The 14540-nt window shown below is 69.8% G+C and carries 14 protein-coding genes and 1 pseudogene; 10 read left to right on the top strand and 5 right to left on the bottom strand.

All coding sequences use genetic code 11. The annotated features are described in order from the left end of the window. Positions 1-742 precede the first annotated feature (742 nt). The 3 genes from ACGFZK_RS36570 to ACGFZK_RS36560 all read left to right on the top strand — a co-directional run bounded on the left by ACGFZK_RS36570 (position 743) and on the right by ACGFZK_RS36560 (position 4461). On the top strand, positions 743-1567 hold the full coding sequence (locus ACGFZK_RS36570; RefSeq protein ID WP_393853149.1) for a hypothetical protein: 825 nt from the start codon (positions 743-745) through the stop codon (positions 1565-1567). Beyond that, positions 1564-2301: a class F sortase gene (locus ACGFZK_RS36565; RefSeq protein WP_393853148.1), complete on the top strand. Its 738-nt coding sequence runs from the start codon at positions 1564-1566 to the stop codon at positions 2299-2301. Before ACGFZK_RS36570 ends, ACGFZK_RS36565 begins: the two co-directional genes overlap by 4 nt. Before the next feature lie 783 nt (positions 2302-3084). Continuing rightward, the gene (locus ACGFZK_RS36560) at positions 3085-4461 is read left to right on the top strand and encodes an AMP-binding protein (protein ID WP_393853147.1); all 1377 of its coding nucleotides are present in this window, start codon (positions 3085-3087) and stop codon (positions 4459-4461) included. A 421-nt stretch (positions 4462-4882) separates the two neighbouring features. On the opposite strand, the gene ACGFZK_RS36555 is transcribed toward ACGFZK_RS36560, so the two are convergent. Beyond that, positions 4883-5512: an HAD family hydrolase gene (locus ACGFZK_RS36555; protein WP_393853146.1), complete on the bottom strand. Its 630-nt coding sequence runs from the start codon at positions 5510-5512 to the stop codon at positions 4883-4885. Between the two features lie 82 nt (positions 5513-5594). Beyond that, positions 5595-6314, bottom strand: coding sequence for a 4'-phosphopantetheinyl transferase family protein (locus ACGFZK_RS36550; RefSeq protein WP_393853145.1), 720 nt, complete (start codon positions 6312-6314; stop codon positions 5595-5597). Between the two features lie 418 nt (positions 6315-6732). Here ACGFZK_RS36550 and ACGFZK_RS36545 point away from each other — a divergent pair, with 418 nt between their 5' ends. From ACGFZK_RS36545 to ACGFZK_RS36535, 3 genes and pseudogenes are all read left to right on the top strand, one after another. Then, positions 6733-8082 (top strand): hypothetical protein, encoded by a 1350-nt coding sequence (locus ACGFZK_RS36545; RefSeq protein WP_393853144.1) that lies wholly within the window; start codon positions 6733-6735, stop codon positions 8080-8082. 98 nt (positions 8083-8180) lie between these two features. After that, positions 8181-8487 (top strand): annotated as a pseudogene (locus ACGFZK_RS36540) (transposase); the annotation flags it as partial. A gap of 201 nt (positions 8488-8688) precedes the next feature. Further along, positions 8689-9141 carry a DUF5959 family protein gene (locus ACGFZK_RS36535; protein ID WP_393853143.1) on the top strand — a complete coding sequence of 151 codons (453 nt, stop codon included), beginning with the start codon at positions 8689-8691 and terminating at the stop codon, positions 9139-9141. Positions 9142-9210: 69 nt separating this feature from the next. Here the strand turns inward: ACGFZK_RS36535 and ACGFZK_RS36530 are convergent, their stop codons facing one another. Continuing rightward, positions 9211-9591 carry a winged helix-turn-helix transcriptional regulator gene (locus ACGFZK_RS36530; protein ID WP_393853142.1) on the bottom strand — a complete coding sequence of 127 codons (381 nt, stop codon included), beginning with the start codon at positions 9589-9591 and terminating at the stop codon, positions 9211-9213. A gap of 173 nt (positions 9592-9764) precedes the next feature. Here ACGFZK_RS36530 and ACGFZK_RS36525 point away from each other — a divergent pair, with 173 nt between their 5' ends. The 4 genes from ACGFZK_RS36525 (at position 9765) to ACGFZK_RS36510 (ending at position 12476) form a co-directional block, all read left to right on the top strand. After that, entirely contained in the window at positions 9765-10469 is a 705-nt protein-coding gene (locus tag ACGFZK_RS36525) for a type 1 glutamine amidotransferase domain-containing protein (protein ID WP_393853141.1), read from the top strand. Positions 10470-10522: 53 nt separating this feature from the next. Beyond that, positions 10523-11560 carry a zinc-binding alcohol dehydrogenase family protein gene (locus tag ACGFZK_RS36520; protein WP_393853140.1) on the top strand — a complete coding sequence of 346 codons (1038 nt, stop codon included), beginning with the start codon at positions 10523-10525 and terminating at the stop codon, positions 11558-11560. 61 nt (positions 11561-11621) lie between these two features. Then, positions 11622-11951 (top strand): putative quinol monooxygenase, encoded by a 330-nt coding sequence (locus ACGFZK_RS36515; RefSeq protein ID WP_393853139.1) that lies wholly within the window; start codon positions 11622-11624, stop codon positions 11949-11951. Positions 11952-12029: 78 nt separating this feature from the next. Continuing rightward, entirely contained in the window at positions 12030-12476 is a 447-nt protein-coding gene (locus ACGFZK_RS36510) for an ATP-binding protein (RefSeq protein WP_393853138.1), read from the top strand. A 457-nt stretch (positions 12477-12933) separates the two neighbouring features. On the opposite strand, the gene ACGFZK_RS36505 is transcribed toward ACGFZK_RS36510, so the two are convergent. Together ACGFZK_RS36505 and ACGFZK_RS36500 are read right to left on the bottom strand one after the other, a co-directional pair. After that, the gene (locus tag ACGFZK_RS36505) at positions 12934-13305 is read right to left on the bottom strand and encodes a hypothetical protein (RefSeq protein ID WP_393853137.1); all 372 of its coding nucleotides are present in this window, start codon (positions 13303-13305) and stop codon (positions 12934-12936) included. A 398-nt stretch (positions 13306-13703) separates the two neighbouring features. Continuing rightward, the gene (locus ACGFZK_RS36500; protein WP_393853136.1) at positions 13704-14306 is read right to left on the bottom strand and encodes a DUF6529 family protein; all 603 of its coding nucleotides are present in this window, start codon (positions 14304-14306) and stop codon (positions 13704-13706) included. Positions 14307-14540: the final 234 nt, after the last annotated feature.

Below are 14540 nucleotides of genomic sequence, written 5' to 3'. Positions count from 1 at the left end.
GGGGTCTGTGATGTTTATCCCGGTGTACGTATCGATGGGCGGCTGTCGGGTCGTGACGTCGGCCATCCGGTCGAGGGCGGAAGCACCGCGACGCCTTCTCTGCAGGGTCCGGATACGGAGAGGAGCCGGCATTCCCTGACCTCCGCCTGTGTATTCGGCGGCGAGGTCTGTTCGTCGAACTCCGCGTCGAACTCTCCATCGAATTCCGTGTGAAGTCCATATAGAGCTCCGCCGGCGGCCTGCCGACCTTCGCGTGGTCGGATTCCGGGTGGGCAACACCCGAACGTACGTCCGCCACATGCGGGACTCGGTCGCACGACGGCGAATCCGCCGAACGGGAGACCTCCCGTTCGGCGGAGCCGCCCCGATCTGGGCAAAGTCGCTGTGGTGCGGCATTCTTCGATCTCCCGTGAGGTCGCATCCCGCACCACGCGATGATCTCGTTGCCGCGTGACCGCGGTCCGAAGTGCGCCGCGTTTGGGAATGCAGCCGTCGCCGAAGGGCTCTGCGAGGTTGCCCATTTTGATGGGATTACCCACGCGCCGTCACACATCCGGATGACTGTCGCGGCGGACGGCCGTCGGTCGCAGCCCTCTCGACAGTCGCCTGAAATTTTTCACATAGACACCAATCCGCAGGCGTTGGGGCGCCGAAGGAGGAGCGAGAGCCTCTCCAGGGGCCTCCTTTTCATCCCGTACGATCTGCGATTCCCGTCCTGGGGATCCAAGGAACAGGAGCGAATGTGATAGTCAAGCGAGCCGGTCGCCTCGTGGTTCTCGCCGCCACACCCGCCGCCGTGTTCCTGACCCTCGGCCTTTCCGGACCAGCTCTCGCGGAGGGTGGAAAGGCATACCAGATCGACCTGGCGCAGCTGAACCAATCGGGCTCCCGCGGCACGGTCATGCTCGGCCTCAAGGGCAACCAACTCACCGTACAAATCCAGTCCGAGGGCATGGTGCCCGGACAGCCGTCGGCCCAGCATCTGCACGGCTCGACGAAGGGGCACGACTTCCACTGCCCGGATGCCACCGACGACACCGACGGCGACGGGGTCCTCAGCAACACCGAGGCCACGCACGACTACGGCGACATCAACATCTCGCTCACCACGGCCGGCGACACCAAGGCCACCAGCGGTCTCGCCGTGGACCGCATGCCCGTCGCCGACAAGGAGGGGAAGATCGCCTACAAGCGGACGATCACCGTCGGCCAGGACGTGGTCGACCACATCAAGGACCTGCACGTCGTCCAGCACGGCATCGACCGCAACAAGAACAAGAAGTACGACTTCGAGGGGGCCGGCAAGAGCGAGCTCGACCCGAAGCTGCCCCAGGAGGCCACGGCCCCGACCAACTGCGGAGAGGTCAAGGGCGCGGCCGTGGGGTCCATTCCCGTCGGCGGCATCGAGACCGGAGGCGGCGAGCCGCAGGGTACGGCCGTTCCGGTGACGGTGCGCGACGGTGTGGCGATCACCGTGCTCGCGGTGGTGGCCGGTGCGGTGGCCATCGGGCGCAAGCGGGCTGTTGCCGTCCCCGTCCGCAGGGAGAGCACCGGAGGCGGCGCGTGAAGCCCGCCCCCGCGCTCCACACAACCGCCCCCTCGACACCGCGGCGCCACCGTCGCACCGCAGGCCCTCTGGCGGCCGCAGCCCTTGCCGCGCTCCTCCTCGCCGGGTGCGGCGGCCAGAACGCGGCGAAGCCCCCCGCCTCAGAGCAGCTCCAGGGCGGGGCACCGGCCGCCGCGGGCGCCCCCGCCCCGACAGGAAAGGCGCCCGCCGCCGGGGACCCCGCGTCACCCGCAGACGGATCGCAGAGCGGTACGGGCACGGGCGCGGGCGGGCCCGCCCTGGCCCGGTCCGAGCCGCAGAAGATCACCATCCCCTCCCTCAACGTGTCCAGCTCCCTGGAGACGCTGCGGCAGAACCCGGACGGCACCATGCAGACCCCGAAGGACCCCGCGCTCGCAGGCTGGTACGAGCCGGGGCCGACCCCCGGCTCCCAGGGACCGGCCGTGATCGCGGGGCACGTCACGTGGAACGGAGCATCCGCCGTGTTCGAGAAGCTGAAGACGATGAAGGGCGGTGACACCATCAAGGTGACCCGGCGGGACGGCAAGACGGTCACGTTCACGGTGGAGCGGGTGACCGAGTACCCGAAGGCCGAGTTCCCCACGCTGGAGGTCTACAAGAACCTCGACCACGCCGGCCTTCGCCTGGTCACCTGTGGCGGCAGCTTCGACCCCAAGAAGCACTACTACGACAGCAACGTCGTGGTGTTCGCCCGCATGACGGGCGCCGCGTAGCCGGGACGCCGGGGCCGGGAGCACGCCCGTCGGCCGCAGAGCCCCCACTGCGACCGACGGGCCACGCCGCCGCGGGGCGGGGGCGCACTCGCTCCCCTCAGCCGGCAGCCTGTCTGCGGCATGCCGGCGCCGGCCTTTTCGGTCACGCTCTCCGCGGGGGTCTTGATCAGCTCTTTTCGTGTGGGGGCTGGTCGCCCTCGCCCGGCCGGTCCAAGCGGCTGGCCTCGTCCGTGTCCGCCGCTCGTACCGTCGGTTCGTCCTTCGGAGAGGTCGCGGGGCGCCGTGTGACGTGGGGTGTCCTGCGCCGTCGTTGCTCGTCGTCGTGGTCGTGAAGCGGGGCGCCGCCGGCGCCTCCTTGGTCTTCCATGGCAGGTCCTTCCTGTGCGTGGAATCCCCTCCCAACCGGCGGGTGCCCGGAGCCCGGCACCGGAAAACCCGGTGATCCGCAGAAGCCGCGCAACGGCGTGGTACCGGTCTGCCGCCCAACGGTCCGGGACGCAGCCAGGTCTCGCGGCCACGGCGCCGAACCAGCGCATCGAGGCCTTGTCCAGGCCGGATACCCGCCCGAGGTACGGCGCTCTTGTTCGTGCATGGCGACACCCCGCTACGGTCGACCACTCCCCGTGTCGCGATCCGGCTCGGCCCGATTTCCGGTACGAACTCGTCCAGGCGCCGAGCCGTACTCCGGCGGGTAGGACGTGAGGCCGGCGCGAACGCCGCCATGGCCTCGGCGGCATAGGCTGGCCAGGTCGTTTGTGCCCGCTGTTGAACGGAGTCGCTGTCATGTTGACCGCCCTGACCGGTGTTTTCGGGGACCGCGCGGATGCTGTTACGGTCGCGGGCCGTTGTGCCTCCTACGAGGAACTTCTGGGCGCTGCCCAGGCCGTGGCCGCCGATCTTGCCGAGGCATCGGTGCCGGCCTTCGCGGTGACCGCGACGGCTTCCCTGGAGACGGTTGCCGCGGTGGTCGGCGGGCTTCTTGCGGGTGTGCCGTGTGTGCCGCTGCCTCCTGACGCGGGCCCGGCGGAACGTGAACACATTCTGCGTGACTCCGGCGCCCGCCTCATCGAGGTGGACTTCACCCGTCGCGTGCCCGCCGCCCGCCGCGCGGTGTCGGCGGTGGGGTCCGCGTTGGGTGATCCGGCGTTGATTCTCTACACGTCGGGGACCACGGGCGCTCCCAAGGGCGTGGTCCTCAGCGGTGCTGCCATCACCGCCGATCTCGACGCGCTCGCCGACGCCTGGGAGTGGAGTGCGCAGGACACGCTGGTTCACGGGCTGCCGTTGTTCCACGTCCACGGGCTGGTCCTGGGCGTGTTGGGGGCCTTGCGTACCGGAAGCCGTCTGGTGCACACGGGCCGGCCGACGCCGGAGGCGTACGCCGAGGCCGCGGCGGCAGGGGGGAGTCTGTACTTCGGCGTGCCGACGGTGTGGTCGCGTATCGCGGCGGCTCCGGAGTCGGCGGCCGCTCTGGCGGGGGCCCGGCTGCTGGTGTCGGGGAGTGCGGCCTTGCCCGCCCCGGTCTTCCGTGATCTGGAGCGGTTGACGGGGCACCGGCCGGTGGAGCGGTACGGGATGACGGAGAGCCTGATCACCGTCAGCGGCCGGGCGGGCGGTGAGGTCCGCCCCGGTACGGTCGGTACCCCGCTCGCGGGCATCACCACGCGCATCGCCGCGGAGCCGGGCGCAGAGATCGGTGAACTCCAGCTCACCGGGCCGACTCTGTTCTCCGGCTATCTGGGCCGGCCGGAGGCGACGGCGGCTGCCTATACGGAGGACGGTTGGTTCCGTACGGGTGATATCGCGGCCGTCGACGGGGACGGTGTGCACCGGATCGTGGGACGGGCCTCGACCGACATGATCAAGTCGGGCGGGTACCGGATCGGGGCGGGGGAGATCGAGAACGCGCTCCTGGACCATCCTCAGGTGAGGGAGGCGGCGGTGGTCGGTGTCCCGGATGCCGACCTGGGGCAGCGGATCGTCGCCTTCGTGGTCGCCGAGGGGGTCACGGGCACTGAGCTCACCGATTTCGTTGCCACGTACCTGTCGGTGCACAAGCGTCCGCGGGAGGTCCGTTTCATCGCCGCGGTCCCGCGCAACGCGATGGGCAAGCCGCAGAAGCGGCTCCTGCTGGAGGGGGAGGGCGCAGGACCGGTCTGACGCGTGCGGGCGCGGGGCGGTTGGGGTTAGGTGTGTGGGCTGGCGTGAGCGTGGGGCCGTGGGGCTGTGCGGGCCGTAGGTGGGCCGGCATGCGCCCTGCCGGAACTGCGTTGGCCGCGCGCTTCCGAGGCCGTCGTGGCCCTTCTGCGTTCCGTATGCGCGCTGAGGTGCTGGCGAACCTGCGCTCAGCGGTGAAGCCCTCGTAGCGTGGGAGACCGAGAACGGGGTCTGCCTCCCGGAGCCCTTCAGGACTCTTGTCACGGATGTCAGCGACGGGTCCGGTTTCGGCCCGGCGACGAGGGGAGCAGGGGGCCGGGGACCGACGGATCGACGCGGCGTTCAACAGGGGGTCCGTCGTCCTCGGTCCCGGCGAGCGGTCAGGAAGCGAAGTTCCTGATGATGAAGCGTAGTTGCCGGGGCATCACCGATCCGGTCCTGCCCAGAGCGGTGCAGTGGCGGTCCGTATCTGATCGATGTGCTGGTAGTGGATTCCGGTCAGGCCGGCTGTCTGTGCGGCGGTGACGTGGCCCGGGGTGTCGTCGATGAACAGACACCGGTGGAGTTCGGTTCCCACTGCTTCTGCGGCGGCGCGAAAGACCCGGTGATCGGGTTTGGCGACGCCGATGCGGGCGGTGTTGACGACCGCGTCGAACGCGTCTGCCAGGCCGAGCGTGGTGAGGTCGGCCTCGAGTCGGGTGGTGGCGTTGGATACCAGAACTACCGGCACCCGACTGCGGAGTGAGGTCAGGAGTTTCAGGACGGCGGTGTCGACGCGGCCCGTCAAGGCTGTCCAGCCGCTGACGAGATCCTGGGCGCTGGCCGGCGATCCGCAGACCTCGGCGAGGTCTTCCGCGACACGTTGGCGCCACTGTGCGTCGCTGATTCGGCCGGTGACGGCTGCGTCCAAGAGCCCGGGACGAAATGCGGCGGCCGCGAGAGTGCCGTCGGCCACTCCGGCCTTGCGGTCAAGGGCGGTCATTGCGTCCGGACCCCATAGGCGCAGGACGCCGTCGAAGTCGCAGAGCACGGCGTCGAAGGGCGAATCGCTCATGGTCCCCATTCTGTCAGGCCGTATGGGCGGTTGCGGCTCTGGAACAGCCCGGGTTCGGGCGCCACATGTGGTGGGAGCCCAGCTATTTCTCGTGGCGGTTGTCGGGGCTGGTGGTGGCGAGGGCGGCGGTGTAGTGGCGGGGGGTCGGGAGGTCGGTGAGGATCCAGCCGGGGATGGTGGGTGGGGTGGGGTGGGTGCCGACGTAGGGGTGGGTGAGGCCTTGGGCGAGTCCGGTGCCGGTGGCTTTGAGGATGGCTTCTTTGCGGGTCCAGATGCGGGCGAGGGCTTCGGGTTGTTGTGTGGGTGGGAGGTTGGTGAGTTCCTGGGTTTCCGTGGGGTGGAGGGAGTGGAGGATGTCGTTGACGGCGGTGGGGGTGGGTGTTTGTTCGATGTCGATGCCGACGGGGTGGGCGGCGAGGGCGAGGTAGGCGAGGTCGCCGCTGTGCGAGAGGGAGAAGTGGAGGTTGTGTCCGGTGAGGGCGGGGCGGCCGTGGGGGCCTCCGCAGCAGGGGCAGGTTTCGCGGGTGAAGGGGATGGTGTGTGGGGGGAGGTTGAGGTAGGCGCCAATGAGGATGTGGAGGGCGAGGTGTGAGGCGACGTAGCGGTGGCGGTCGCCGGGGCGGAGCAGGCGTGCGGCCTTGTCGCGTTCGTTGGTGTCGAGGATGGTGTGGGCGTCGTTGACGTGGTGGCCGCCGATGGTGTGGGCGGCGGTGTTGATGGACCAGACGGCGGCGGTTGTGCCGGTGGGGGCGGGGCCGGTGTGAGGGGCGTCGGCGCCGAGTTGGTTTACGTGCTCGATCATCCGACCGAGGGTAGACCAGGCGGTCGGTGAACGGCCTGCCCTGTCTGCGTCTGCGGTGGTTCGCCGGTTCGAGGCATGTCTCCTGTGTGGGTTCCGGGTTCCGGGTTGCTGCGGTGTGGTGCCGTGTGCGGGGATCCGGTGGTGATGCCGGTTGCCTTGTTCTGCAGGTCGCCGAGGGCCGTCACCCGTGCCCTCGTGACGGGCTCATGTTCGTGAGGATTTGATCGCGCGGATCGTCCTTCACTGTGGCGAAGTGTGCGCCGCAGTCGATTTGGGGCGTCCCCGTCAACGTCACGCCGGTTGCCGGTCGGGTGCCGTCGGGTAGCGGCTGCCCGCTGTTGCTGGTCGCCGGGTTACCGGTGCTGGCTGCCGGGTGCGGGGTGTTGGTGGTGGGGTGGGGGGTGGGTACGGTCTGTTCATGGGTGTTGATGGGGTGGGGCGGCAGCGGGGGCATGTTCTGCTGGTTGGTGGGGGTGTTGCTGTGCGCCGTGGGGTGGTGCATTTGGCGCCGAGTGTGAATGTTGCCGCGTTGTCGATGGTGCCGGTTTCGGTGTTGTTGGGCAGTGAGGTTCCGGCGGACATGGTGTGTCTGGACGGGGTGGGGGATCCGAATACGGTGATGGCGCGTTTGCGGGTGGCTGCTGCGGCTCCGGGTCCGTTGGTGGTGTATGTGTCGGGGCGGTTGACTGCGGATCGCCGGGGTCGTGGTCTGTACGTGGCATTGGCGGGGACGTCTGGGTCGGCTGTCAGGTATACGGCGTTGCCGTGGGAGTGGCTGGGTGGTGAGTTGCGGGGGCGGCCGGCGGGGTTGACGACGGTGGTGGTTGATCTTGTTGCGGACCGGCTGGCGTGGCCGCTGCTGCAGGAGTACGGGAGTTTGCCCCCTGTGCCGGGTGCTGGGGTGTTCGGTGTGGTGTGTCCGCCGGGTTCTGGTGCGGGTGGCGGTGGCGTGAGCGGTTATACGCGGGGGTGGATCGAGCAGTTGCGGCGGACTCCGGTGAGGCCGGCTGATGTTCAGCTGCATGCGTGGGCCGCGGGGGCTGCGGGGTTGCCGCCGGGGGCGTTGGTGGTGCCGACGGCCCGCGAGCTGGGCATGCGTCACACCCCGTCACCGGCACCGCAGCAGCAACCACCGCAATTGCTGCAGGAGGATCTACACGGGCTGTCGCTGCCGGGGGAGCAGCGGGGGGAGCCGTTGGGGTGGGGGGCGGGCCGCCGGGAGGGGGAGCACGGGCCGGATGGTACGTCCGCTCCGGTGCCGGTGCCGGTGCCGGTGCCGGTGCCGGTGGCGGTGGCGGGTGTGGGTTTGCTTGCGGGTGGGGTGTCGGGTGGGGATCCGCGGCCGCATATTCATGCGTTGGCGTCGGGGGGTCGTCATGGGGAGGCGGCGGCTCTTGCCCGGGCGTGGGAGGAGCATGTCCGGGGGGTGTTCGGAGTTTCTTCCCTCCAGGTGGTGGAGTGGGTGGAGATCCGGGCTGATCTGGCGCGGATGGCGGGCGATTTCGGGTTGGCCACGGGGTTGTGGATCGGGGCTTGCCGGGCGCGGCTGACTTGTGAGGGTGCGGCCGCTCCAGGGGTGCACGCCGCGGCGGCAGGTGCCCTGTACTGCTGGACGCAGCTTCAGGACCGGGCTGCGGCGGTCGAGGTGGGGCCTGCGCTGGTGGGTGTGCTGGGGGTGTTGCCGGGTCTGGACCCCCGTTTTTTGGAGTTGACGCGGGTGCGGCTGGAGGTGCTGGGTGGGGTGCCGGGTGTCCCGGCCGGTGCGTAGCCGAGCCTCGGGCGGTGTTCCTGTGTTCGGCGCGGCCTCCCGCTGAAGCGATCGTCTCAACTGGCTTGAACGCTGGGCTGATGGCCGTGATGGCCGTGATGGCCGTGGTGGCGATGACGGAACGTCCGGTGCCGGACGGGTTGGGGGAGTTGTTCCAGCGGGTGGTTCTGGCTGCTCCGGTACGGCCGCAGGGTGGTGGCCGACGCCGGTACGGAGACCGGCAGGTACTGGCGTCCATCGTATTCGTGGCCACAACAGGCTGTACGTGACGCCAACGGCCGACGGCCTCTTTGGCCCGTCCGAGCCGACCGCGCAACCGGCGGTTCACGCCGTGGAGCCGTGCCCGGGTGTGGGGCAGGCAGGTGCCACCGCCCGGTCTTGGACGAGCTCGGCGCCCGAGGCGAGTTCGTGGAAAGACACCGGTTGCGGTCCTGGTCGACAAGATGTCCCACGCGCATAGGCGTCAAGCCGGCGCTGTGACAGGTTCGGTTGAGGGCTGCGGGGAAGGCGATGGCTTCGTCGTAGGTGTGACCATTCTGGAGGCAGTGGAACGACATGCCCATGACTCACAAGAGAGCGAGACCAGCAGTGACTGAACCAGCCCCCGTGAACCTGATCGATTTGGGAGACGCGGACGGCAACCGCTGCGTCGTCCGCGTGACCGGCCGCTATCAGCCCGGAGTGCCGGCGGGCCACGACATTCTGCACGCCGATGTCCTGGTCTCCGCGAGTTTTGTCGATGCCAGACTTGAGCTCTACATACTTCGACAGGACCTCGACACCTGGCAGCACGACCTGACTCGGCTCGCACCGGGCAAAGGCGCAACCATCGGTGGCGACCGCGGGCTCAGTCTCGACTTCTTCATGCACGAGAACCGCACGTTGGCGTTGATGGTCCAGGACCCCGACCGCATGAGCCTCGCACTGGGGATCGCACCACAGGAGACCTGGATCCAGGATCACCACCAGCGACTTGACCAGGTTCGAGAGACCTGGCCGAGCGAAGTCGTGGGAACGGGGCCCACGACCTACGAGTGGAACTCCAACCGCAGGGCCTGAGCCACGGCGCATACCCCCACGCCAGTTACCCCGACCGTTTCTCAAACACCCCCGCCGGGGCCAAAATGCTCACTTGGATGAGGCGGTCTCGAGGCCCTGGATGTCGTCGAGGTGGTTCTCGACCCAGTTCCGCAGCTGCGCCAAGGGTTCCGCCACGCTGTGGCCGAGGGTCGTGAGTGCGTACTCGACATGCAGTGGCACTGCCGGGTACACGGTGCGGTCGACGAACCCCTTCTCCTCCAGGCGGCGCAGCGTGTTGGTCAGTACCTTCGGGCTCACGCCCTCGAGTCGGCGCGCCAGGGCGCCGAAGCGCTGAGGCCCGTCCCCCATGGCCCCGATGGCCAGCGCGGACCACTTGTTGGCCAGGAGGTCGAGCACCTCGCGGCACGGGCACTGCGCCGCGTAGACGTCGTGCTGGTCGTGCCGCTCCGACGTGCAGCCCATGGCCATGGCCCTCACTCCTTCTCCGATACGTCTTCCACCTGGATACTTCCCATTGGGAAGTAGTCTCCCTTGCAGGTTACTACACCTCCAGGGGTAGCGTCCTGAACGGGTCGCCGGCTCCCCGTCGGTACCCCTCCCGGACCCCGGTCAGGAGCTGGGACCATCGGAAGAAGGACATGATGAGCAGCACGAACACCCCCCGGCACCGGGCCCTGCTGGTGATCACCAGCCATGCGCGGCTGGGTGACTCGGGCCGAGCCACCGGCTACACGGTCTCCGAGGCCGCCGACGCATGGCGCGTCTTCGCCGTCGCGGGATGGCAGACGGACATCACGACCGTGCGTGGCGGTCGTCCCCCGGAGGACGAGTTCGGCGACCCCTCCCGGCCCGGACACGCGGCGTGGGCGGCCGACCCGGTCGTCCAGGCGAAGCTGGACTCCGCGCCCGCCGTCCACGACACCGACCCTGCCGGCTACGACGTCGTCTACTTCGTCGGTGGCCACGGCACGATGTGGGACTACTTCCCCGGCAGCGCGCAGCTGTCCAGGCCGGCCGCCCACGTGTACGAGCGGGGCGGCGTGGTGGCGTCGGTCTGCCACGCGGCGTCCGCGCTGACCTCGCTGCAGTTGTCCGACGGATCGCTGCTCATCGCGAACCGGCAGATCGCGGCGTTCACGGACAGCGAGGAGCGCGCCATGGGCCTGGACTCCGTCGTTCCCTTCCTGCTGCAGTCCCGGCTGGAGCGGCTCGGGGCCGAGGTCGTCACCGCCGACCCCTGGGAGTACCAGGTCGTCACCGACGGCCGGCTGATCACCGGGCAGAACCCGGCCAGCGCCGCCAACGTCGCCGAGCAGGCCGTCGCCACCGTCGCCGGACGGCACTGACCCGACGCCGGGCGGCCGACCCGGAGGAGAAGACCACCATGAGGAGAAGAAGGATGAACGAGATGCCGAACGACACGATGCGCGCGGTCGCCTACCGCACGAACCTGCCGGTCGAGGACGAAGAGAGCCTGGTGGACGTCGAGCTGTCCGTGCCGCGGCCGGGCCCGCACGACCTTCTCGTCCGGGTGGAGGCCGTTGCGGTCAACCCGGTCGACTACAAGGTGCGCCGCACCAGCGACCCGGGCGGCCGGTTCAAGGTGCTGGGCTGGGACGCGGCCGGCACCGTCGTCGCGGTCGGCGACCGGGTCGAGCTGTTCGCGGTCGGCGACGAGGTCTACTACGCCGGCGCGATCGACCGCCCCGGCACCAACGCCCAGTACCACGTCGTCGACGAGAGCATCGTCGGGCCCAAGCCGGCCACCCTTTCCTTCACCGACGCCGCGGCCCTGCCACTGACCTCCCTCACCGCCTGGGAGGGCCTGTTCGAACGGCTCGGCCTCAGCGAGGGAGAAGCAGGGCGGGAGACCGGCACGCTGCTGGTGACCGCGGCCGCCGGCGGCGTCGGGGCCATGGTGGTGCAGCTGGCACGCGCCCTCACCGACCTGACGGTGATCGGAACCGCCTCGCGACCGGAGAGCGTCGAGTTCGCGCGCCGGATGGGCGTCACGCACACCGTCGACCACCACCGACCACTGCCGCCGCAGGTGGCCGAGGTCGCACCAGGAGGCCTGGACCACGTCTTCAGCACGGCCGGCACGGACCGCAACCTCGCCGCCTACGCGGACATGCTCAAGCCCTTCGGCGAGATCGTTGCCATCGACGACTTCGGGCCCGTGGAGATCGGGCTGCTGAAGTCCAAGAGCATCTCCTTCCACTGGGAACTGATGTTCACCCGGTCGCTGTACCAGACCCCGGACAGGGCACGGCAGCACCACATCCTCACCCGCGTCGCCGGGCTCGTGGACCGCGGAGCCCTCGCGACGACCGCCACCACGCACCTCGGCACGGTCAACGCGGCCCACCTGCGCGAGGCCCACAGGATCCTGGAATCCGGCAGCGCCATCGGCAAGATCACCCTCACCGGCTTCTGAGCCGGCGGAGCAGATGCCACCCACCGCGCCGCCCGGCGCCGTCCGACCCAAGGAGAAGGCCATGTCCCCCCGTTCCCACCCGCTCGTCGCCCTCGCACGCGTGCGCGCGAAGCCGACGCGGCGCGAAGCACTGCAGGACGCCCTGACCGCATTGGTCGAACCGTCCCGCGCCGAGACGGGGTGCTTCGACTACACGCTGTTCGAACTGCTGGAGGAGCCCGGCACCTTCTACGTACGTGAGACCTGGGCCGACCAGGAAGCCCTCGACTTCCATATGGCCACGCCCCACTTCGAGGCCTTCGCGGCCCGCTTCGCCGACCTCCTGGCGGAACCGATCAAGCTGATCCCGCTGCGCGAGGTCCCCGTCACCACCACGGCGGATCCGGCCTGACGGCCGACCCGGCCCCAGCCCCTTGCTGCCCGCCTCTCGCAGGCGTGCTCCCTCAACCCCTTAAGCCGAGGAGATCTCATGCCTCGCATCGTCCCCACCACCCCAGCCGCCCTCCGCGCCTGCGGGGTGACCGCGTGCTCCCACCTCTACGAGCTCGCCGCCGACATCAGGGCCCCGCGCCTGCTGCGTACCTGGATCACGGCCCGGCTCGCGGGATGGCACCTGCACGGACTGAGTGACGACCTCACCCTGATCGCGACCGAACTGGCCACCAACGCCGTGCGCCACGGCGGCACCCCGGCCCGGATCACCCTGGCCCTGCGGAATCCCGGTACCGGCCCGCGGGTGGTACGGCTGGAAGTCGAGGACTCCGGACCGGGCTTCGACCCCCGCTCCCGTACCCACCCGGTCCGCGTCGAGAGCTGCACGGGCCGCGGCCTGTTGCTGGTGGACACACTGAGCAGCGCCTGGGGTGCCCGGCCGACGGTCACCGGCCAGCTGGTCTGGGCAGAGTTGTCGGCCTGAGTGTCCGCAATTCCCGGCGTGGGCGAGCTCCGCGCCGGCCCTCAGGCGGCCTGAGGAATCCGCTACCGCGAAGACGGTCCCTCGCCCTGTTCTACGCCCGCCACGACGCACTGGAAGGGATGCCGCTGCGGGGCCGGGGGGATGGGGCGCGGAGCGCGCACGGCATGACCCGAGCGCCGCCGCGCCCGACACCCTCCCCTTACCAGGCACGGCTGCTCCGGGACCTGAAGCTGTCGCTGGCGCCGTTCGCTGCCCAGGCTCACCGCGTACGCGGTCGGCTGACCGCCGGTCGTCAATGCCTGCGGCGGCGGCCGAAGCGACCGAGGCGCCGGTGGCTGGTGGTCGCGGGAGACCGACAAGGTCCCGGCCATTCCCGACCGGCCGGGACCGTCCAGCGGAACTCGGAGAACCAGGCAACGGCCGTGTCCGCGGGGTTCGTTACCGTGTCTGGTTCGCCTCAGCAGTAGATGTAGTGCCACTCCACGTGGTTGACCCGGGACCCGTCCGGAGTATTGATCGACACGTTGGCGTGCGTGCCGTTGCCGGTCGCCCAGTTGCTGTCACGCCAGGTGCCGCTGTCGAAGACGGCCCGGATGAAGGGGCAGCGGCCGTCCGACTTGGTGTCGTAGACCGTGCCGGAGACGTAGGTGCCGTTGTTGTGGAAGCAGCCGCTGCCGCGGCCCTCGCGCTCACTGAAGGTCCAGGCCCCCTCGCATGTCGCCACCGACGGGCCCGAGAGCGTGGCCGCGACGGCGGGAGACAAACTCGTGGGAAGTGCGAAAGCCCCGACGGAGGCGCCCAAGACGGCAAGCTTCTGGATTGTGCGCATGACAGCCCCTCTGTTGGTGATGGACGTAGACGGGGCGCTCATTCCGCGCCCTGTCCCGCCGAGAAGCTTTCGGGGGCTGGGAATTGGCCGCAAGCCACCGATCACGATCTCGCTGGTCAGGCCTTCCGGAGCCGCGGACAACCCCGTTGTCCGCGGACAACCCTGCCACGAGGGAAATGTTCAGGCCCTGCTCGACGGGGCGGCCCAGGCGGTCGCGCTGGGCCGGCGAGGTCGAGCCGGTGCGCGGTGGTGCCGGTGGTGCGAGGAGGTGGGTGCTGCGTCGTCCTCGCAGGTGTCCTGAAGGGCAGAACGTGTTCGGCGTCGCGTTCGTAGCGGTGGGGGAGCCGACGGCAGCCTCCGGCGACCCAGGACGCGGTCCGTCCGCACGATCTTCACATCTACCCCGGTGGCAGGTAGTGGTGTCCGAGCGACAGCACCGGCAGGCTGTCTCCGTTGAAGTGCCACAGCGCACTCGTGTACCAGAGGACCACCACCACGACCACCAGCGCGCCCCCCGCCAGCGGCAGGGCCCAGCCCGGCAGGCGTCGGCTCCGCACCAGCAGGACCTTGGCGGCGAACGCCCCGTAGAAGAAGCAGCCCGCGACCGAGTGCACGGCCACACGCGAGCCGGTCAGCTGTACGCCATACGCCCGGACGCAGTGCACCGTGATGGGGACAGTGAGGGCGAACAGGACCACACCGACGATCCGGTGGGTCAGTGGCACCGGGCCCGGCACCCGGCGCACCCCGGGCAGCCGGCGGTACATCCACAGCGCCAGCAGCAGCTGGAGAGCGGCCAGTCCCAGGACGCCGGTGGCGAGCTGTGCCTTGAGACGCACGGCATCGGTGTCCGCCTGGCCGAACAGTGTCGCGGTGTAGTCCGGCGTGTTCGCACGGCCGAACAGGAAGACGGCGACGAAGACCGCGGCGGCAATCGCGAACGCCAGTGCGAGAGCGAGCCTGGCTTCCGGGCGGCGCAGAGCGGGCCGGGCGGGCGACATGGTGCTCCTCGTCTTGGAACGCTGAGGGTTGGCGGTTTGCCATCCCTTGTACTCGCCCGGTGCGGCAGATGGCGGCCGACGCGGCCGTAGCGACCTCGACTCCTCGTTGGCGCGACCGAAGCATGCGGCGTTGGCGGCGTCGATCCCGCCGAACGCTGGTTGGCCGGCCACGCCTGGGTGCGGTGCTCCTGTCGGGCACGCCGGCTCCTGCAACGCCGAGGACGAGGCAGAACG

This window comes from Streptomyces sp. NPDC048257, from assembly GCF_043201855.1.
Lineage (GTDB): Bacteria > Actinomycetota > Actinomycetes > Streptomycetales > Streptomycetaceae > Streptomyces.
This window is presented reverse-complemented; position numbering and strand designations above follow the sequence as displayed.

Excerpts from the sequence above, each read along its gene's own strand:
- ACGFZK_RS36515 (WP_393853139.1), top strand. The coding sequence starts at position 11,622 with ATGTCCCCCCGTTCCCACCCGCTCGTCGCCCTCGCACGCGTGCGCGCG.
- ACGFZK_RS36520 (WP_393853140.1), top strand. The coding sequence starts at position 10,523 with ATGAACGAGATGCCGAACGACACGATGCGCGCGGTCGCCTACCGCACG.
- ACGFZK_RS36510 (WP_393853138.1), top strand. The coding sequence starts at position 12,030 with ATGCCTCGCATCGTCCCCACCACCCCAGCCGCCCTCCGCGCCTGCGGG.
- ACGFZK_RS36525 (WP_393853141.1), top strand. The coding sequence starts at position 9,765 with ATGAGCAGCACGAACACCCCCCGGCACCGGGCCCTGCTGGTGATCACC.
- ACGFZK_RS36555 (WP_393853146.1), bottom strand. The coding sequence starts at position 5,512 with ATGAGCGATTCGCCCTTCGACGCCGTGCTCTGCGACTTCGACGGCGTC.
- ACGFZK_RS36560 (WP_393853147.1), top strand. The coding sequence starts at position 3,085 with ATGTTGACCGCCCTGACCGGTGTTTTCGGGGACCGCGCGGATGCTGTT.
- ACGFZK_RS36500 (WP_393853136.1), bottom strand. The coding sequence starts at position 14,306 with ATGTCGCCCGCCCGGCCCGCTCTGCGCCGCCCGGAAGCCAGGCTCGCT.
- ACGFZK_RS36530 (WP_393853142.1), bottom strand. The coding sequence starts at position 9,591 with ATGGCCATGGGCTGCACGTCGGAGCGGCACGACCAGCACGACGTCTAC.
- ACGFZK_RS36550 (WP_393853145.1), bottom strand. The coding sequence starts at position 6,314 with ATGATCGAGCACGTAAACCAACTCGGCGCCGACGCCCCTCACACCGGC.
- ACGFZK_RS36505 (WP_393853137.1), bottom strand. The coding sequence starts at position 13,305 with ATGCGCACAATCCAGAAGCTTGCCGTCTTGGGCGCCTCCGTCGGGGCT.
- ACGFZK_RS36545 (WP_393853144.1), top strand. The coding sequence starts at position 6,733 with ATGGGTGTTGATGGGGTGGGGCGGCAGCGGGGGCATGTTCTGCTGGTT.